Source organism: Pseudomonas sp. B1-22, from assembly GCF_050474425.1.
GTDB lineage: Bacteria > Pseudomonadota > Gammaproteobacteria > Pseudomonadales > Pseudomonadaceae > Pseudomonas.
In genome coordinates this window covers 491,508-508,070 of the sequence record NZ_JBCHVH010000006.1, presented here as the reverse complement: position 1 = coordinate 508,070, position 16,563 = coordinate 491,508, and the positions used below count along the sequence as shown (strand labels likewise).

Below are 16,563 nucleotides of genomic sequence, written 5' to 3'. Positions count from 1 at the left end.
GACTGATTTCATGCAAAATATCCTCGCCAATGTTGCCGTCAGCGTCTCGGAGCTGAAGAAGAACCCGTCCGCCGTACTCAGTGGCGCGGAGGGGGAGGCGGTAGCCGTGCTCAACCACAACCGGGTGATGGGTTACATGGTCCCTGCTGAGCGTTACGAGGCCATGCTCGACTACATCGAAGATCTGGAGATGGCCAAGCTGGCTCGCGAGCGTATCGAGGCTGGCGAACCCACCATCAAGGCGCGAATCGAAGGCGACGACATCGTATTCGAGGATTCGGATGCCTGAGTTCCGCCTGGAGTTCGAGACTTCAGCTCAGCGCGAGTGGAAGAAGCTCGACCAGGACATTCGCCGTCAATTCACTCGCAAGCTGGCTGAGCGTCTGCTGCACCCTCGCGTTCAGGCCGACAAGCTGCATGGCATGAAGGACTGCTACAAGATCAAGTTGAGTTCGGCGGGCTATCGGCTTGTTTATCGGGTCGAGGATGATCGGGTGGTAGTACTCGTCCTGGCTGTTGGTAAACGCGAGCGCTCCGCCGTATATGAGACCGCGAAAAAGCGTTGAGCGCTTTTAGCGCTCGGCTGCTACGCGCCTTGTATGCGCCGGTGGCCGCTCCGGGGATGTCCGGGATGCCGATGGCCGTTTCATGGTCGCCCCACTCGATGGCGCCTGGGCAAACAAGGCACTGCCGGCAGCTCTGTCACGCGATATAGGAAAACGGATCAGACACCGGTTCATTGGCGCTGCCATCCGCACTCACGGTCACGGATTCTGTCATAAGGTTGATTCCACCTTTCCGCTCATCCTGCTGGTAGGGAATCTGTCATCCCTTTCTGTGACGGAAGCAGGCAAGATGGAGCTGATCGTTCAGACAGGATGCCCACCATGAGTCTTTCGACTGGCGACGAATGCTTCGTCGCCCAGACCGCCGAAGAGGCCGTCGATCAACTGGCCGTGCTCCACGAGCGTGCCACCGGCGCCCTGAACCAGGCGCTCAAGCGCTACCTGAAGGAGCGCACGGTGCCCGACGCCGAGCAGCGCAGCCTGTTCCGCTACCCGGAGTTGCGAGTGGTCTACCTCTGCCAGGGCGAGGTGCCGTCTACCACCCGCGCCTATGCCAAGGTCCAGGTGCCGGGCACCTACGCGGTGACCATTACCCAGCCCAAGGCCTTCCGCAAATACCTGCTGGAGCAGCTGCGCCCGCTGATGGAGGACTTCACCGTGCGGGTGGAAGTCGGCGTCAGCGACCAGAACATTCCCTATCCCTACGTGGTGGAACAGGGCGACGAGCTGGGCGGCTCGGGCGTGACCGCCGCCGAACTGGCGCGGGTGTTCCCCAGTACGGACCTGTCCGCCACCTCCGATGGCATCGCCGACGGCCTCTATGAATGGGAGAACGCCGACCCGATGCCGCTGTCGCTGTTCCACGCCGCGCGCACCGACTTCTCCTTGCGCCGCCTGGTGCACTACACCGGCAGCGACTGGCGCCATGTGCAGCCGTGGATCCTGCTGACCAACTACCACCGCTACGTCGACCAGTTCATCCACCTGGGCATCGAGCGCCTGCGCGACGACCCGCGCTTCGTGCGCATGGTGTTGCCGGGCAACGTGATCATCGAGCGAGGCATGGACGAGGGCGAGGCCAACGCTATCGTCGCCAGCGTCGAGTGGCACCGCTTCCAGATGCCGGCCTACCACCTGATCGCCGAGGACGGCGACGGCGTGACCCTGGTGAACATCGGCGTCGGCCCGTCCAACGCGAAGAACATCACCGACCACCTGGCCGTGCTGCGTCCGCACTGCTGGCTGATGGTTGGCCACTGCGGCGGCCTGCGCCAGTCGCAGACCATCGGCGACTATGTGCTGGCCCACGCCTACATGCGCCGCGACGGCATCCTCGACCGCGTGCTGCCGCCGCACATCCCGATCCCGGCGCTGGCCGAGGTGCAGGTGGCGCTGCAGGAGGCCGCGGCGCTGGTCACCGGCGAACGCGGCGAGCAGCTCAAGCGTCGCCTGCGCACCGGCACCGTGCTGACCTACGACGACCGCAACTGGGAGCTGCACTGGGCCCAGGAGCGCCCGCTGATCAACCTGGCGCGGGCCATTGCGGTGGACATGGAGAGTGGCACCATCGCCGCCCAGGGCTACCGCCTGCGGGTGCCCTACGGCACGCTGCTGTGCGTCTCGGACAAGCCGCTGCACAGCGAGATCAAGCTGCCCGGCGCGGCCACGGCCTTCTACCAGCGTGCGGTGAGCCAGCACCTGTCGATCGGCATCGCCGCCGTCGACCTGCTGCGCACCCAGCTCAACTCGCTGCACTCGCGCAAGCTGCGCAGTTTCGACGAGCCGCCGTTCCGCTGATCCCAAAGCGCGGCGGGGCACCGGCTGCCCCGTCGCCAGCCGCAGGAGGTGGCTACCGATGACCGATCCCCGCAAGACCCCGGCGGGCCGTGTGCTCGCCCTGCTGGACCTGACCTCGCTGAACGCTGGCGATGATCTGCAAAGCACCGTCGACCTCTGCCGGCGGGCGTTGACGCCCTACGGCGAAGTGGCGGCGGTGTGCGTCTGGCCGAAGCTGGCGCATGTTGCCCGGCGCACGCTCAATACCCTGGGCGGACGCGGTGTGAAGGTCGCCAGCGTGTGCAACTTCCCCGCCGGCAACGCGCCGCAGGCCGACGTGACGGAGGAGGTGCGCAAGACCCTGGCAGAAGGCGCCGACGAGATAGACCTGGTCTACCCGTGGCGCCGGCTCAAGGCGGGCAATCCGACCGGTGCGGTGGAGCTGATCCGCGCCTGCAAGGCGCTGTGCGGTCCCTATCACCGCCTCAAGGTCATCCTCGAAACCGGTGAGCTGGATGATCCGGAACTGATTCGCACGGCCTGCCGCGAAGCCATCGCCGGTGGCGCGGACTTCCTCAAGACCAGCACCGGCAAGGCCTCGGTCAACGCGACCCCGGAAGCGGTGCGGGTGATGCTCGAATGCATCGAGGAGGACGGCGGCAAGGTGGGCCTGAAGGTGTCCGGCGGCCTGCGCACCCTGGCCGACGCGCTGGGTTACCGGGCGCTGGTGGAAGAGCGCTTCGGCGCTGGCTGGATCACCCCGGAGCACCTGCGCTTCGGGGCTTCGTCACTGCTGGATGATCTGCTGCGCGAGCTGGGTGTGGATGCGCAGCCGGTGTCCACTCGCGACTACTGATTGTTTGGTGGTCAATCGCGGACAGAGTCCGCTCCTACGCCGGATGAGCCTGTAGGAGCGGGCCATGCCCGCGATTCGCGAGCAAGCTCGCTCCTACAAGGTTACCCACGACAGTGGTGCGATGTGCCACTGGTCCCCCGGCTTGGGCGCCCGGAAGCGCTGCGGCTCGACACCGTGCTGCTCCAGCGCCCGGGCCAGGTCGCTGACCGGCGTGAACTGCCCTTCGTCGCTCAGGCGGAAGGTGCCGAAGTGAATCGCCATGCTGCACTGCGAGTCCAGCTGCTGGTGCGCCTGCACGGCGTCGTCCGGGTTCATGTGGTGATGGCGCATGAACCAGCGCGGCTCGTAGGCGCCGATGGGCAGGGCGGCGAAACGCATCGGGCCGAAGCGCTGGTGCATCAGCTTGAATTCCTCGCCCAGGCCGGTATCGCCGGGGAACAGCACCGGGCCGTCCGGTGACTCCAGTACGAAGCCCAGCCAGAGCGTGCGGTTGGTATCGCGCCGCGAGCGCGCTGACCAGTGCTGTGCCGGCACGCCGGTGAGCAGCATGCCTTCGGGCAGCGGCAGGCTCTGCCACCAGTCCAGCTCCGCCACGTCGGTGAAGCCGCAGGCGCGGATCAGCTCGCCGTTGCCCAGTCCGGTCACCACCTTGGCTTCCGGGAAGCGCCGCGCCAGTTCGCGCAGGCTGCCGATGTCCAGGTGGTCGTAATGGTTGTGGCTGACCAGGATCAGGTTGATCGGCGGCAGCTCGTCCAGCGCCAGTCCCGGCGGGTGATGGCGGCGCGGGCCGAGGAAGCTGAACGGGCTGGTGCGCTCGCACCACAGCGGGTCGGTGAGGATGTTCAGCCCGCGATGCTGGATCAGCAGGGTGGCGTGGTTGATGTAGGTCACGCGCAGTTCCTGGCCGCTGACCTGGGCTGCCACGTCCGGGCGTATGGCCGGGCCCGGCTGGTCGACCCAGGGCGTCTGCCGGCCGCGCTCGCGCTGCCACTTGAGGAAGGCGCGCAGGCCGTGGTGCGGCTGGCGGTCGAGGTTATGGAAGCGTTGGCCGTCGAAGTTCGCGGTCTGCGGGCCACGGTAGCGGGCGCCGAGGCGGCCGCTGAGGTTGCGCAGTGTAATCAGCCAGGTGGGGTGGCTCATGGGTGTGCTCTTGCAGGGAGGGCTCGGCACAACCTAGCATGCCGGGCATTCGCTTCACCCCCATCTCCGGTTACCAGTCTTTTCGCCATGTCCCGTCCGCCCCGTCCCACCTCTCGTCGTCCCGCTTCCCGTCCTGCGCCACGCCGCGTGGCCAAGGCGCCGCCGGCACAGCCGCGGCTGATCGTTCTGAACAAGCCGTTCGACGTGCTGACTCAATTCAACGATAGCGAGGGCCGGGCGACCCTGAAGGATTTCGTCGAGGTGACGGGCGTCTATCCCGCCGGACGGCTGGACCGCGACAGCGAAGGCCTGTTGCTGCTGACCAACGACGGTCGCCTGCAGGCCCGTATCGCCGATCCCAGGCACAAGCTGCCGAAGACTTATTGGGTACAGGTGGAAGGGGAGCCCAGCGACGAGCAGCTCGAACAGCTGCGCAAGGGCGTGCAGCTCAATGACGGCCCGACCCTGCCGGCCGAGGCGCGGCGGCTGGACGAGCCGCAGCTGTGGGAGCGCAACCCGCCGGTGCGCTTCCGAAAATCGGTGCCGACGGCCTGGCTCGAACTGGTGATTCGCGAAGGGCGTAACCGCCAGGTGCGGCGGATGACGGCAGCCGTCGGTCTGCCGACCCTGCGCCTGGTGCGCGTGCGGATCGGGCCGTGGAGCCTGGACGGTTTGCAGCCGGGGCAGTGGCGGGACGTCAGCCCCGACCTCTGAGAGCCGGGGCGAGCGCGGGAGAGGGCGTCAGAAGCCGCCTTCGAGTCCCGCGACGACGACGGACTTGATCAGGAACCCGAGTACGCCCAGGCCCAGGGCGAAGAACAGCACCATGGTGCCCATACGGCCGGCCTTGGACTTCTTCGCCAGATCCCAGACGATGAAGGCCATGAACAGGATCAGGCCGCTGACCAGGCCGTACATCATCCAGTCTTCGAAACTTTCGTTCATTGCTGCTCCTGCCCGGTGCGGAGGTTGTCCGAGGGACGCCGGGGCTGAAGGTGGTGGTGAGAAGGCGCGCATTATACGCATCTGGATGAATACTGATCAGTGATGTTCAGAAATTGATCAGTTGTTGCCGTGATGGGGACGAATGGCCGGGGAAGTTCGCGCTGCGGGGCGGTTGGTGGGGAAATTTCCGGGTTCGGATGTGGCGGGCGTGATGGTAGGTGCGCTGCTATGTCGCAGGTCTGGTTTTTCAGTAGTGAGCTAAGCCCCGCGGGAGTTTGCATAGGGTTGTGTGTTTCTGCGCCGCTGCGGTGTGCGCGGATGCATTGAGTTTCGCCCCCTCGGGCGACCCACTTTGGCAAACGCCCCAAAGTGGGCAAAGGTCTTGCCCCATCATCCGGCCCCGGCTTCGCCGGGGTTCCCTCGCTCCATCGAAGTTTCAGGGGCACGCGCTGACGGGCCATCCCTGGCCCGACAGCGCTCTTGCGGCATCCATGCCGCTCAACCCCTGAAACTCCGATTCCGCTCGGCCTCCTGAAGGGGCGCTCCGGTGCGTGCGGACGTTTCTCTGGAAGTCATCAAGAGCCAAAGCGGTGGTGATCTCGTAGGAGCGGACCTTGTCCGCGAAATCCGTCGCGGACGACGCCAATTTCATCGGTAAACACCGACGCATGGCGCCCACGTAGGAGCGGACTCTGTCCGCGATCAGCCGACGATCAAACCCGCAAGTGATCCAACGGCAGCTCGGTACTCGCCAGCACATTGCGCAGCACGAAGCTCGACCGCACGCTGGTCACCCCTTCGATGCGGGTCAGGGTGCCCAGCAGGAAGTGCTGGTAGCGCTCCATGTCCGGCACCATCACCTTGAGCTGGTAGTCAGCGTCCATCCCGGTCACCAGGCTGCACTCCAGCACTTCCGGGCACTTGCCGATGATCTGCTGGAAGTGCTCGAAGCGTTCGGGAGTGTGACGGTCCATGCCGATCAGGACGAAGGCGGTGAGGCTCAGGCCGAGCTTCTTGCTGTCGAGCAGGGCGACCTGGCGGACGATGTAGCCGTCGTCTTCCAGCTGTTTGACCCGCCGCGAGCAGGGGGAGGGCGACAGGCCGATGCGTTCGGCCAGCTCCTGGTTGGAGATGCGCGCGTCGCGCTGCAGTTCGGCGAGAATGCGCAGGTCGTAACGGTCCAGCTTGTCCATGAAAGCCTCGTATTTCTATTGGGTTGCGCTTGTGGCTTAATTTTTAGTTATTTGTTGCTGTAGTGATGCCTATATGAGCAATCTTAGCAATCATTTCCTCGCTCTGTCGCCGTAGTATTTCTTCCAGATTCACAGCCCGGACATCACGTCCCCTGCGATCCGCCCAATCAGGCGTTTCGCGGCCCGCCGACCCAACAGGATCGCGCCGGCCACCGGGCTACGCACTGCCCAGAAGGCGGAGCGAGGTGAGCCGGCGCCAACAGCGACGAGCAGGACGAGATTCCGGAAGGGAGGCTGACGAGCCTCCCTTTTTTCTTGCCCGCGATTTCTCTGCCATCTTTACCCTGACTTTACTCAGCGCCTTGCAATACGCGGTCTGCACCGTGGTCTATGGCAATGTCGCATCACTGTTTTCGGCCCAGGCCGAAGTGAGGAGTCCATGAAGTCGGGCATCTGGCCGTTCGCCGGGGTTGCCGTGCTCTCCCTGGCCATTGCCGCCCAGGCCTTGGCGGCCGAGCCACCGGACCTGTCCGGTCCGTCCCAGGGACGACCCGCCTCCAGCCAGGGCAACACTGCCGGAGGCGGGCGGACGCCGATGTCCCACGAAGGGCCCGCCCGCCCCATGGGCAACTGGCAGCAGCGTCCGGCACAGGAGACCGGCGGGCAATGGCAGGGGCATCCCCAAGGCAACGCCAATGGCCAGTGGCAGGGCCGTCCGCAATGGAACGGCAATGGTCAGTGGCAAGGTCATCCTCAGGGGAACGGCAACGGTCAATGGCAAGGCCATCCTCAGGGAAATGCCAACGGCCAGTGGCAGGGGCGCCCACCCGCCAACAATGGCGGCCAATGGCAGGGCAACCCTCGGGGCGATCACGACTGGCATGGCAACCCACCGGGCAACAACGGTGGGCAATGGGTGGGGCGTCCTCCGGTCAATAACGCCAATCCGGGGATTCCCCCGCCCAGCGGCAACGACCAGTGGAAAGGCCGTCCCATCGGTGCCGGCACCACCCAGTGGCAGGGCGAGCATTCCGGCCGGCCAGGCTGGCAAGGCGGCTCGCGCCCGCCGCCCGGTGGCTGGCAGGGGCGTCCGCCGCCGTCCCACGGCAACTGGGGGCCGCACCCGTCGTACTGGCGTCCGGGCTATGTGGTGAGCAGCGTGCCGGCAGGGCATTACCGGGTGCCGTATCGCGGCGCCGATTACTACTTCGATGACGGCTACTGGTACCGCCCCTATGGCTCGCGCTACGTGGTGGTGACGCCGCCCTATGGCGTTCGGGTGCGCTACCTGCCGTCCTACGCCGAGCAGGTGTGGATCGGCAGTATCGGTTACTTCCTGGTGGCGGGGACCTACTACCTGTGGCAGGCCAGTTCGCAGGACTACGAAGTGGTGGCGCCGCCGATGGAGCAACCGCTGGTGGCGCAGTCGTCCTACGACGTGATTGCCTACCCGCTGTATGGCCAGGGGCAGGATCAGCAGGCTCGCGACCGCTACGAATGCCATCAGTGGGCCGCCAGCCAGAGCGGCTTCGACCCGGCCTCGGCGAGCTATGCGCCGCCGGCCTACGTCGCCGACAACTATCGCCGCGCCCTGGGCGCCTGCCTGAGCGGACGCGGCTACAGCGTCAACTGATGCTCTTCAACTGATGGTCTCTTTGCCCACCACTTCCTGTGGGTCGGCGTGCACCAGCACCTCGGCCCGCGGGAACTCCTTGTGGATCGCCAGCACCGCCTCGTCGCACAGCAGATGGGCCTTGGACAGCGTCAGTTCGCCGGGCAGTTCCAGGTGCAGCTGGACGAACCAGTGGGTGCCGGAAATCCGCGTGCGCAGGTCATGGGCGCCGAGCACGCCGGGCACCTCGCGCACCAGTTCGAGCATGCGCGTGCTGACGTCCGGCGGCAGCTCCTCGTCCATCAGCACGGCCACGGATTCGCGGGCGATCTGGAAGGAACTCCAGAGGATGTACAGGGCGATGCCCAGGCCGAAGATCGCGTCCATCTGCTGCCAGCCGAACTGCGCCAGAAGCAGGGCGACCAGGATGCTGCCGTTGAGCAGCAGGTCCGAGCGGTAGTGCAGCGAGTCCGCGCGGATGGCGTTGGAGCCGGTGATCTTCACCACGTGCCCCTGCACCATCAGCAGGGCGGCGGTGAGCGCCAGGGACAGCAACATCACCGCGATGCCCCAGCCGGCGGCTTCCACCGGTTGCGGATGCTGCAGGCGGTCGATGGCCTGGGTGCCCACCAGCACTGCGCTCACCGCGATGAACAGCGCCTGGGCCAGTCCCGAGAGCGATTCGGCCTTGCCGTGGCCGTAGCGGTGGTCGTCGTCCGCCGGGCGGATGGCGTAGTGCACCGCCAGCAGGTTGAGGAAGGAGGCGGCGCCGTCGAGCAGCGAATCGGTCAGGCCGGCGAGCAGGCTGACCGAGCCGCTGAACCACCAGGCGATGGCCTTGGCCACCACCAGGGTGATGGCCACGCCGAGCGACGCGAAGGTCGCCAGCCGCATGAGGTGGGAGTGGCTGGCGTATTTGAGCATCAGGTGTCCAGGCGGTTGGGCAGGAAGTAGATGTAATCCAGCAGCGGTGCCTTCTGACCCATGGCGGTCAGCGCCGCGCTCATCTGGCCACGGTGGTGGGTGCCGTGGTTGACCAGGTGCTGGACGATATTGGCCAGGCTCTGGCGATGTCCCTGCCCGGCCATGTTGCGGTAATCCAGCTGGGCGCCGAGGGTGGCATCGCTCTGCTTGCTCAGCCACAGCCGCCAGGCGTCGCCGCCGTCCTTGAGGAAGGCGGCGAGGCTGGCGCGGTCGGGCGCTGCTTCGGCGTCAAGACGTTCGAATTGCCAGGGCTCTCGCTGCACACGGGCGAACCAGATGCGATCGACCACCGCCAGGTGGTTGAGGGTGCCGTGCAGGCTGTCGAAGAACAGCCCGCGCGGCGCGCGGTAGGCCGCCTCGTCCAGGGGCGCGACGGCCTCCAGGATGCGGTCGTAGGCCCACTGGTGGTACGCCAGGAGTTGCTGAAGGTGTGAAGCGAGAGCGCCGTGCATATCAGGCCTCCGGGTGCAGACCCAGGCTGGCGAGTTGTTGGAGGCTGCCGCTGCGCTGGATCAGACGCGGGTCGTCCAGCGGCAGGCTGCGGCCGGTTTCGTGCTCGATGATCGCCTTGAGTTTAGCCTTGTCGACGGTACCGTCTTCACTCACTGCATCCTTGAGCTTTTCCGGCGCGACCGAGTACTTGGCATCGGGCAGGTAGATCGCGCCGGTGGCGAAGTCTACGCCGAAGGCGATCAGGCCCGGGATGATGTAGAACAACAGACCGATGGCATCGAAGACCGCGATAGCCGGGTCGATGCGGCCGTCGATCTGGCCGCGGCGGTCGGGGTAGAAAATCGTGCCGCAGGCCGTCAGTTGGCTGAACAGGGTGGCGCAAAGAACCGCGCAGGACACACGGGTAGCGAGACGCATGGAGAACCTCCGGGAGGATGATGCCGGTAACTATATCAACGAGCCCGCTTCCACTGCTGGCGTATTCGCACTATGTGGCGAGCTCGTTGCTTCTAAGACTGCCGAGTTGACCTTGCGGTTCGCCCGGTATAATCGCCGCCCTCCCGCGTAAGCCGGGTTACCGCCTTGTGAAGTTTGATTCTTACGGAGCCGGCATGAACGCCCTTCCCATCGACAGCGTCCTTCCAGCCCTGCGCCAGGCCCTGGCCGCGCGCCATGAAGTGGTGCTGGAAGCGCCGCCCGGCGCCGGCAAGACGACCCGCGTGCCGCTGGCGCTGCTGGGTGAGCCCTGGCTGGCCGGGCAATCGATCCTGATGCTGGAGCCACGTCGCCTGGCCGCTCGCGCCGCTGCCGAGCGCCTGGCCGCCGAGTTGGGCGAGAAGGTCGGCGAAACCGTCGGCTACCGCATCCGCCTGGACAGCAAGGTCGGCCCGAAGACGCGCATCGAAGTGGTCACCGAGGGCATCCTCGCCCGCCGCCTGCAGGATGACCCGGCGCTGGACGGCGTCGGCCTGGTGATCTTCGACGAATTCCACGAACGCAGCCTGGACGCCGACCTCGCCCTGGCGCTGACCCTCAACGGCCGCGCGCTGCTGCGCGACGAGCCGCCGCTGAAGGTGCTGGTGATGTCGGCGACCCTGGAGGGCGAGCGCCTGTCCGCGCTGCTCGACGACGCGCCGGTGGTGCGCAGCGAGGGCCGCATGTTCCCGGTGGATATTCGCTGGGGCCGCCCCTGGCAGGCCGGCGAGTTCATCGAACCGCGCGTGGTGCAGACGGTGCAGCAGGCGCTGGCCGACGAGTCCGGTAGCCTGCTGGTGTTCCTGCCCGGCCAGGCGGAGATCCGCCGGGTGGCCGAGCAACTGGGGGAGGCCTTGGCCGGTCGCTCCGAAGTTCTCATCTGCCCCCTGCACGGCGAGCTGGACCTCGATGCCCAGCGCGCCGCCATCGAGCCCGCGCCGGCGGGCAAGCGCAAGGTGGTGCTGGCGACCAACATTGCCGAAACCAGCCTGACCATCGACGGCGTGCGCGTGGTGGTGGACGCAGGTCTTGCGCGGGTGCCGCGCTTCGATCCGGGCAGCGGCATGACCCGCCTGGACACCCAGCGCATTTCCCGCGCCTCCGCCACACAGCGCGCGGGCCGTGCCGGACGCCTGGAACCGGGCGCCTGTTACCGGCTGTGGTCGGAAGCGCAACATGACCAGTTGCCGGCCTATGGCACGGCGGAAATTCTCCAGGCCGATCTGGCCGGTCTCGCCCTGCAGCTGGTGCGCTGGGGCGTTGCCCCGCAGGAGCTGGCCTGGCTCGACCTGCCGCCCGCCGCCGCTTATGCACAGGCCCTCGACCTGCTGGAGCGTCTCGGCGCCCTGGCGTCCCGCACTGGCGGTGGCAGCCTGACGCCCCACGGCCAGGCGATGGCCGAGCTGCCGGCGCATCCGCGCATTGCCCATCTGCTGCTGCGCGGCCATGCCCTGGGCCTGGGGCTGCTGGCTTGCGACCTCGCCGCGCTGCTGGGCGAGCGGGACATCCTGCGCGGCAACGACGCCGACCTGCACCACCGCATCGCCCTGCTGGCCGGCGAGCAGAACGCCCCGCGCGCCAGCCGTGGCGCGGTGCAGCGGGTGCGGCAACTGTCGCGGCAATTCAAGGGTTACTTGCGCGGTCCGGCCCGCGAGCCGGTGAGCGATCCGGATCATCCGCGCTGGCTCGGCGGGTTGCTGGCCTTCGCCTACCCGGACCGCATCGCCCGCCAGCGTCGTGCCGGTGGTGGCGAATATCGACTGGCCAACGGTCGTGCCGCGTTGTTCGGCGAGCCGGATGCGCTGATGAAGGAGCCCTGGCTGGTGATCGCCGACCTGGGCAGCCGCCAGGGCCAGCGCGAGGAGCGCATCTATCTGGCGGCGGCGCTGGAGCCTGCGCTGTTCGAGTCGATCCTCGCCGAGCAGGTCAGCGTCCACGACGAGCTGGACTGGGACGAGCGCGAAGGCGTGCTGCGTGCCGAGCGCCAGCGCAAGGTCGGCGAGCTGGTGCTGGCCACCGAAGCCTTGCCGTCGCTCGACGAGGAAGCGCGCAGTCGCGCACTGCTCGGGCTGGTGCGGCGCAAGGGCCTGGAGCTGCTGCCGTGGACCGCGGAGCTGCGCCAGTGGCAGGCGCGGGTCGCTTTGCTGCGTCGGCTGGACCTGGAAAGCAAGGGCGAGAGCGAATGGCCGGACGTCAGCGATACCGCCTTGCTGGATTCGCTGGAGGATTGGCTGCTGCCGTACCTGGGCAAGGTTTCGCGGCTGGCGCACTTCGCCAACCTGGAACTGGCCGGGATTCTTCACAACGTGCTGCCCTGGCCGCTGCCACAGCGCCTTGACGAGCTGGCGCCACGCACACTGCAGGTGCCGTCCGGTTCGAACATCCGCCTGGACTACACCGAATTCCCTCCAGTGCTCGCGGTGCGCCTGCAGGAGCTGTTCGGCCTGGCCGACACCCCTCGCATCGCTGGCGGGCGGCTGGCGGTGAAGCTGCACCTGCTGTCGCCGGCGCAGCGGCCGGTACAGGTGACCCAGGACCTGGCCAATTTCTGGCGCAGTACCTATGCCGAGGTGAAGAAGGACTTGAAGGGGCGCTATCCCAAGCACTATTGGCCGGATGATCCGCTGATCGCCGAGCCGACGGCGCGGGCGAAGCCGCGCGGGACGTGACCGCTGTGCTCACTGTAGGAGCGGGCCATGCCCGCGATCGCGCCCATGGGGCGCTCCTGCAGGTTGAGCGCCAACTCATCCGTGAAGTTCGGGCACGGTGCGGGGCAATCGCGGACGGAGTCCGCTCCTACGCAATGCCCGCCTTCCCAGTTCAGGGCAACTCCATCTCATAGCCTTCCGCCTTCAACGCGTCGTAGGCGTTATCCAGCTGTTCGCGCAGTCGTTCGGCATCGGGCGCGCGGCGGGAGACGATCAGCTTGGTCGGCACGCTGTACAGCCGGTCGAAGGCCAGCGGCGCCATCCCCAGTTCGCGGCAGGCCTGCTCCACCGGCGCCTGGTAGTCGATCAGGTAGTCGCCGCGCTGCAGGCCGAGCATCTGCAAGGCCGCCACATGGGTGCTGGTGCGGTGCAGTTCCAGTTTCAGGTGCGGATCGTCCAGCAGGTCGGTGACCGGCTTCCAGTAGCTGTAGCCGCTGATCAGGATGATCCGGGCGCCGCTCAGGCCCTGCGGCAGCTGAGGCGCTGCGCGAGACGCCAGGCGGTAGAGGTTGAGGTCGACGTGGCCGAGCGTGCGCTCGCACTCCAGGGTGCTGCCGGCCAGCTCGGGCTTGCCGGGCGCGCCGGCCCACAGTTGCACGCTGCCGTCCTGCAGGCCGAGGTACAGGCGCGCGCTGGGCAGCGAGCGGAAGCGGGCGCGGTAGCCGGCCTTGCGCAGGATGTGCCGGACCATCTCGGCGCCGCTGCCACGGGTGCTGCCGTCGGAAGCGGTGTAGGTATAGGGCGGGAATTCGTAGTAACCCACCTCCAGCACCGGCAGCGGGCGCGGCAGGCGGTCGGCCAGGCTCGGAGTGCCACTGGCATGGGCGTGTAGGCAGAACAGCATGGCGAACAGCCAGGCGATACGGCGAAAAAGCATGGCTACCTGCGGGGAGTCTTGTCGTTATTGTGCGCGGCGGGCGCAGCATGCGTCGGTGCCGGCGTGCTTGTCCAGCGCCGGCCGGCGAGGGCGTGCCGCAGCCCTCAGTGCGGCAGCAGGAAGCGCCCGTTGAGCGGCAGGTGGTTGGAGATGCGCAGGGTGTCGTCGCGTCGCACTCCGGCATCGAGGCGGCTCAGGCGGGGGCTGTAGATCAGGTAGTCGAGGGTGCGATCGGGGGCGTGCACGCGCGGGTCGTTGGGGAAGTGGGTGTACCACTGCGCCTGCTCGGCGCCGCTGGACTCCTGCACTGCCGGGATCACCGGGAAGCGCGCCGCCAGCAGGTTCAGCTCGCTGTTGGCGCGGTAGGGCGCGCGCAGCACTTCGGGCAGGTAGGGGTACTGCCCCAGCGGCAGCAGGCCGAGGTCGCCGCCCAGCAGCCAGGACCGGCCGGCGGCCTGCAAGGTGCTCAGGTGGGCTTCCAGCGCTTCGACCTGGCGCTGCGGGGTGTCGTCGCCGTTGGGACGCTCCAGGCGCGTGTTGATCACGCTGAGCTGGCCGCCGCCGCGGATCGGCAGGTCGCTCTGCAGCAGGGCTGGCTGCGGGGCGAACAGGCGCAGCAGCGGAATCGACGAACGCTGCGGCAGGGCGATGCGTTCGCCGCTGGCGATCTGGAAGCGGCTGAAGGTCACCAGCTTGCGTCCGGCGCTGCCGAACACGTGAGGGTTGGGATCGAAGCGCGCCTTCCAGTCGAAGGCGGCGGTGGAGCAGGGGTAGAGGTCGGTCAGGCGGTCGCCGATCAGCGCCTGCTGGTCCTGCTTGCCGGTGGCCGCCGCGCCGTCGTCGACTTCCTGCAGCAGCACGATGTCCGGCGCTTCCTCGCGGATCACCCGCACCACTTCGTCGAGGCTGTAGGCGATGTCTTCGGCGCTGGGCTTGTCGTCCGGGCCGGTGGTGTCGGGCAGGTCGTCCCAGAAGATGTAGCGCTTGCCGGCCAGGTACTGGACGTTCCAGGTCATCACCTTGAGCGTCTGCCCCGGTTGCAGTTGCGGCGCCGGTGCGCGGCACTGCGCGGCCACCGCCTCGCGGTCGGCGGGATGCCAGGCCGTCAGCCAGGCGCCGGCGGTGGCGGCGAGCAGCAGGAGGACGAGCAGCAGGAACAGGAGGCGGCGCGGCAACGAGAGGTTCATTCAGCTTAGGGACTATCCTTGATGTGCGAGAGGATAGTGTCTGTGACCGCGCATTTCACCTGTGCGTTTCCTTTGGCGAGTCATTCTGTACCTTGAGGCGCGACGGCGCCGGGAGGTTCATCCCATGACCGAGGCGCTGATTGCCCAGCGTGGGCCCTTTGCGGTGGAGGTCCATGCCGGCGAAGACTATTTCTGGTGTCGCTGCGGCCGTAGCGCCAACCAGCCGTTCTGCGACGGCTCGCACAAGGGCACCGGCCTTTTTCCGCTGAAGTACCACGCCCCACGCGACGAGCTGCTGTTCTTCTGCGGCTGCAAGCACACCCACACGCCGCCGTGCTGCGACGGGACCCATGCATCCCTCTGAGGACGATCCCATGCCGCGCAAACTGTTCACCCACCAGGCCTATCGGCACAAGGTCGTGCTGGTAACCGGCGGCTGTTCGGGGATCGGCCGCGCCCTGGCGTTGCGCTTCGCCCAGGCCGGCTCGCACCTGGTGATCCTCGACCTCGACCAGGCGGCGCTGGACAGCCTGGTGCAGCACCTGCGCGAGCATCACAACGTCGAGGCCCTCGGCCTGCGTTGTGACATTGCCGATGCCGAAGCGGTGCGTCGCTGCGTGGCGCTGGCCATCGAGCGCTTCGGCGGTATCGACGTGCTGGTGAACAACGCCGGCATCACCCATCGCAGCCAGTTTGCCGACACGGACCTTGGGGTGTTCCAACGGGTCATGGCGGTGAATTTCTACGGCGCGCTGCACTGTACCCAGGCGGCGCTGCCGAGCCTGCTGGCGCGGCGCGGGCAGATCGTCGTGCTCAGTTCGCTGACCGGCTTCGCGCCGCTGCTCTACCGCAGCGCCTACAACGCCAGCAAACATGCGCTGCATGGGCTGTTCGACACGCTGCGCATGGAGCTGGACGGCACGGGCGTGGCGATCACCCTGGCGTGCCCAGGCTTCACCGCCACCGACCTGCGCAAGAACGCGCTGGTCGGCGATGGCTCGGTGATCCGTCAGCCGGCGGTGGTGCTGGGGGCGGAAGTGGCATCGCCGCGCGACGTGGCCGAGGCGATCTACCAGGGCGCGCTGCGCCGCAAGCGCTTGCTGGTCTTGTCCAACGTCAACTGGCGGGCGCGCTTGCTGGCGCGGTTCTTCCCAAGGCTGTTCGAGAAGCTGCTGGTGCCGAAGATGTCCGGGCTCAAGCCGGGGCGCAGACGGTTGTCGTAGGAGCGGGCCATGCCCGCGAACGCGGACAAGGTCCGCGCGGTCAGGCGTTGCGCCGTGAGCCCTGCTCATGGATCGCGGGCATGGCCCGCTCCTACAGGGATATCAATCAGCTCAGTGCGCGTGCGAGTCGTGGGCGTTGCCCGCCAGTTCCATGTCCCAGAACGCCGCCTCGATCTTGTGCCCGTCCAGGTCGCGGATGAAGCAGCCGTAGTAGGGCTCGCCATAGAGCGGGCGCGGGCCGGGTGCGCCGTCACCGGTGGCGCCGGCGGCCAGCGCGGCTTGGTAGAAGGCGTCCACCGCCTCGCGGGTGTTGGCGATGAAACCGAAGTGGGTGCCGTTGCCGACGCTGGCGGGGCGGCCGTCGATCGGTGTCTGTACCCAGAATTCCGGGAATTCGCGGCCATAGGCCACGGCGCCGGGGTGCTCCATGATCGTCCGGCAGCCCAGGGTGGGTAGCACCGCGTCGTAGAACGCCTTGGCGCGGGCGTAGTCGTTGGTGCCGATGGAAATGTGCGAAAGGCAGCTGGGCGGATAGCTCGGTTGGTCGCTCACGGGGAACCTCCAGTCAA

The 16,563-nt window shown here is 67.3% G+C and carries 18 protein-coding genes; 9 read left to right on the top strand and 9 right to left on the bottom strand.

The window, feature by feature from the left end:
* Positions 1 to 10 precede the first annotated feature (10 nt).
* The 4 genes from ACQ5BL_RS24290 to deoC all read left to right on the top strand — a co-directional run bounded on the left by ACQ5BL_RS24290 (position 11) and on the right by deoC (position 3,198).
* Positions 11 to 289, top strand: coding sequence for a type II toxin-antitoxin system Phd/YefM family antitoxin (locus tag ACQ5BL_RS24290; protein ID WP_207884637.1), 279 nt, complete (start codon positions 11 to 13; stop codon positions 287 to 289).
* Entirely contained in the window at positions 282 to 566 is a 285-nt protein-coding gene (locus tag ACQ5BL_RS24285; protein WP_243805195.1) for a type II toxin-antitoxin system RelE family toxin, read from the top strand. The genes ACQ5BL_RS24290 and ACQ5BL_RS24285 overlap by 8 nt, the downstream gene beginning before the upstream one ends.
* A 312-nt stretch (positions 567 to 878) precedes the next feature.
* Positions 879 to 2,363, top strand: coding sequence for an AMP nucleosidase (amn, locus tag ACQ5BL_RS24280; RefSeq protein ID WP_430293301.1), 1,485 nt, complete (start codon positions 879 to 881; stop codon positions 2,361 to 2,363).
* Positions 2,364 to 2,421: 58 nt separating this feature from the next.
* Positions 2,422 to 3,198 (top strand): deoxyribose-phosphate aldolase, encoded by a 777-nt coding sequence (deoC, locus tag ACQ5BL_RS24275; protein ID WP_243805196.1) that lies wholly within the window; start codon positions 2,422 to 2,424, stop codon positions 3,196 to 3,198.
* Between the two features lie 93 nt (positions 3,199 to 3,291).
* On the opposite strand, the gene ACQ5BL_RS24270 is transcribed toward deoC, so the two are convergent.
* Positions 3,292 to 4,338 (bottom strand): MBL fold metallo-hydrolase, encoded by a 1,047-nt coding sequence (locus ACQ5BL_RS24270; protein WP_243805197.1) that lies wholly within the window; start codon positions 4,336 to 4,338, stop codon positions 3,292 to 3,294.
* 147 nt (positions 4,339 to 4,485) lie between these two features.
* On the opposite strand from ACQ5BL_RS24270, the gene ACQ5BL_RS24265 reads away from it, so the two are divergent.
* Entirely contained in the window at positions 4,486 to 5,052 is a 567-nt protein-coding gene (locus tag ACQ5BL_RS24265; RefSeq protein ID WP_243805576.1) for a pseudouridine synthase, read from the top strand.
* A gap of 27 nt (positions 5,053 to 5,079) precedes the next feature.
* Here ACQ5BL_RS24265 and ACQ5BL_RS24260 read toward each other — a convergent pair whose 3' ends face one another.
* Together ACQ5BL_RS24260 and ACQ5BL_RS24255 are read right to left on the bottom strand one after the other, a co-directional pair.
* Positions 5,080 to 5,283 (bottom strand): DUF2788 domain-containing protein, encoded by a 204-nt coding sequence (locus ACQ5BL_RS24260; RefSeq protein ID WP_207884632.1) that lies wholly within the window; start codon positions 5,281 to 5,283, stop codon positions 5,080 to 5,082.
* 713 nt (positions 5,284 to 5,996) lie between these two features.
* Positions 5,997 to 6,476, bottom strand: coding sequence for an Lrp/AsnC family transcriptional regulator (locus ACQ5BL_RS24255; RefSeq protein ID WP_152220126.1), 480 nt, complete (start codon positions 6,474 to 6,476; stop codon positions 5,997 to 5,999).
* 439 nt (positions 6,477 to 6,915) lie between these two features.
* On the opposite strand from ACQ5BL_RS24255, the gene ACQ5BL_RS24250 reads away from it, so the two are divergent.
* Positions 6,916 to 8,109, top strand: coding sequence for a DUF6515 family protein (locus tag ACQ5BL_RS24250; RefSeq protein WP_243805198.1), 1,194 nt, complete (start codon positions 6,916 to 6,918; stop codon positions 8,107 to 8,109).
* Between the two features lie 6 nt (positions 8,110 to 8,115).
* Here the strand turns inward: ACQ5BL_RS24250 and ACQ5BL_RS24245 are convergent, their stop codons facing one another.
* The 3 genes from ACQ5BL_RS24245 to ACQ5BL_RS24235 are packed head-to-tail and all read right to left on the bottom strand — an operon-like array spanning position 8,116 to position 9,942.
* Complete coding sequence (locus tag ACQ5BL_RS24245) at positions 8,116 to 9,012, bottom strand: cation diffusion facilitator family transporter (protein ID WP_243805199.1); 897 nt, start codon at positions 9,010 to 9,012, stop codon at positions 8,116 to 8,118.
* Complete coding sequence (locus tag ACQ5BL_RS24240; protein WP_243805200.1) at positions 9,012 to 9,524, bottom strand: DinB family protein; 513 nt, start codon at positions 9,522 to 9,524, stop codon at positions 9,012 to 9,014. Before ACQ5BL_RS24240 ends, ACQ5BL_RS24245 begins: the two co-directional genes overlap by 1 nt.
* A gap of 1 nt (position 9,525) precedes the next feature.
* A complete protein-coding gene (locus tag ACQ5BL_RS24235; protein ID WP_207884629.1) occupies positions 9,526 to 9,942 on the bottom strand; it encodes a polyribonucleotide nucleotidyltransferase in 417 nt (138 codons plus the stop codon).
* Positions 9,943 to 10,136: 194 nt separating this feature from the next.
* Between ACQ5BL_RS24235 and hrpB the strand changes: the two genes are divergently transcribed.
* Positions 10,137 to 12,668 (top strand): ATP-dependent helicase HrpB, encoded by a 2,532-nt coding sequence (gene hrpB / locus ACQ5BL_RS24230; protein ID WP_243805201.1) that lies wholly within the window; start codon positions 10,137 to 10,139, stop codon positions 12,666 to 12,668.
* A 151-nt stretch (positions 12,669 to 12,819) separates the two neighbouring features.
* Here the strand turns inward: hrpB and ACQ5BL_RS24225 are convergent, their stop codons facing one another.
* Together ACQ5BL_RS24225 and ACQ5BL_RS24220 are read right to left on the bottom strand one after the other, a co-directional pair.
* Positions 12,820 to 13,584, bottom strand: a complete 765-nt coding sequence (locus tag ACQ5BL_RS24225) for a substrate-binding periplasmic protein (RefSeq protein WP_243805202.1) — start codon at positions 13,582 to 13,584, stop codon at positions 12,820 to 12,822.
* Positions 13,585 to 13,688: 104 nt separating this feature from the next.
* Complete coding sequence (locus ACQ5BL_RS24220) at positions 13,689 to 14,771, bottom strand: endonuclease/exonuclease/phosphatase family protein (protein WP_243805203.1); 1,083 nt, start codon at positions 14,769 to 14,771, stop codon at positions 13,689 to 13,691.
* Between the two features lie 124 nt (positions 14,772 to 14,895).
* On the opposite strand from ACQ5BL_RS24220, the gene ACQ5BL_RS24215 reads away from it, so the two are divergent.
* Positions 14,896 to 15,135, top strand: coding sequence for a CDGSH iron-sulfur domain-containing protein (locus ACQ5BL_RS24215; protein ID WP_207884625.1), 240 nt, complete (start codon positions 14,896 to 14,898; stop codon positions 15,133 to 15,135).
* 10 nt (positions 15,136 to 15,145) lie between these two features.
* Positions 15,146 to 15,994 carry an SDR family oxidoreductase gene (locus ACQ5BL_RS24210; RefSeq protein WP_243805204.1) on the top strand — a complete coding sequence of 283 codons (849 nt, stop codon included), beginning with the start codon at positions 15,146 to 15,148 and terminating at the stop codon, positions 15,992 to 15,994.
* A 111-nt stretch (positions 15,995 to 16,105) separates the two neighbouring features.
* On the opposite strand, the gene ACQ5BL_RS24205 is transcribed toward ACQ5BL_RS24210, so the two are convergent.
* Entirely contained in the window at positions 16,106 to 16,546 is a 441-nt protein-coding gene (locus tag ACQ5BL_RS24205) for a VOC family protein (protein WP_243805205.1), read from the bottom strand.
* Between the last annotated feature and the right edge of the window lie 17 nt (positions 16,547 to 16,563).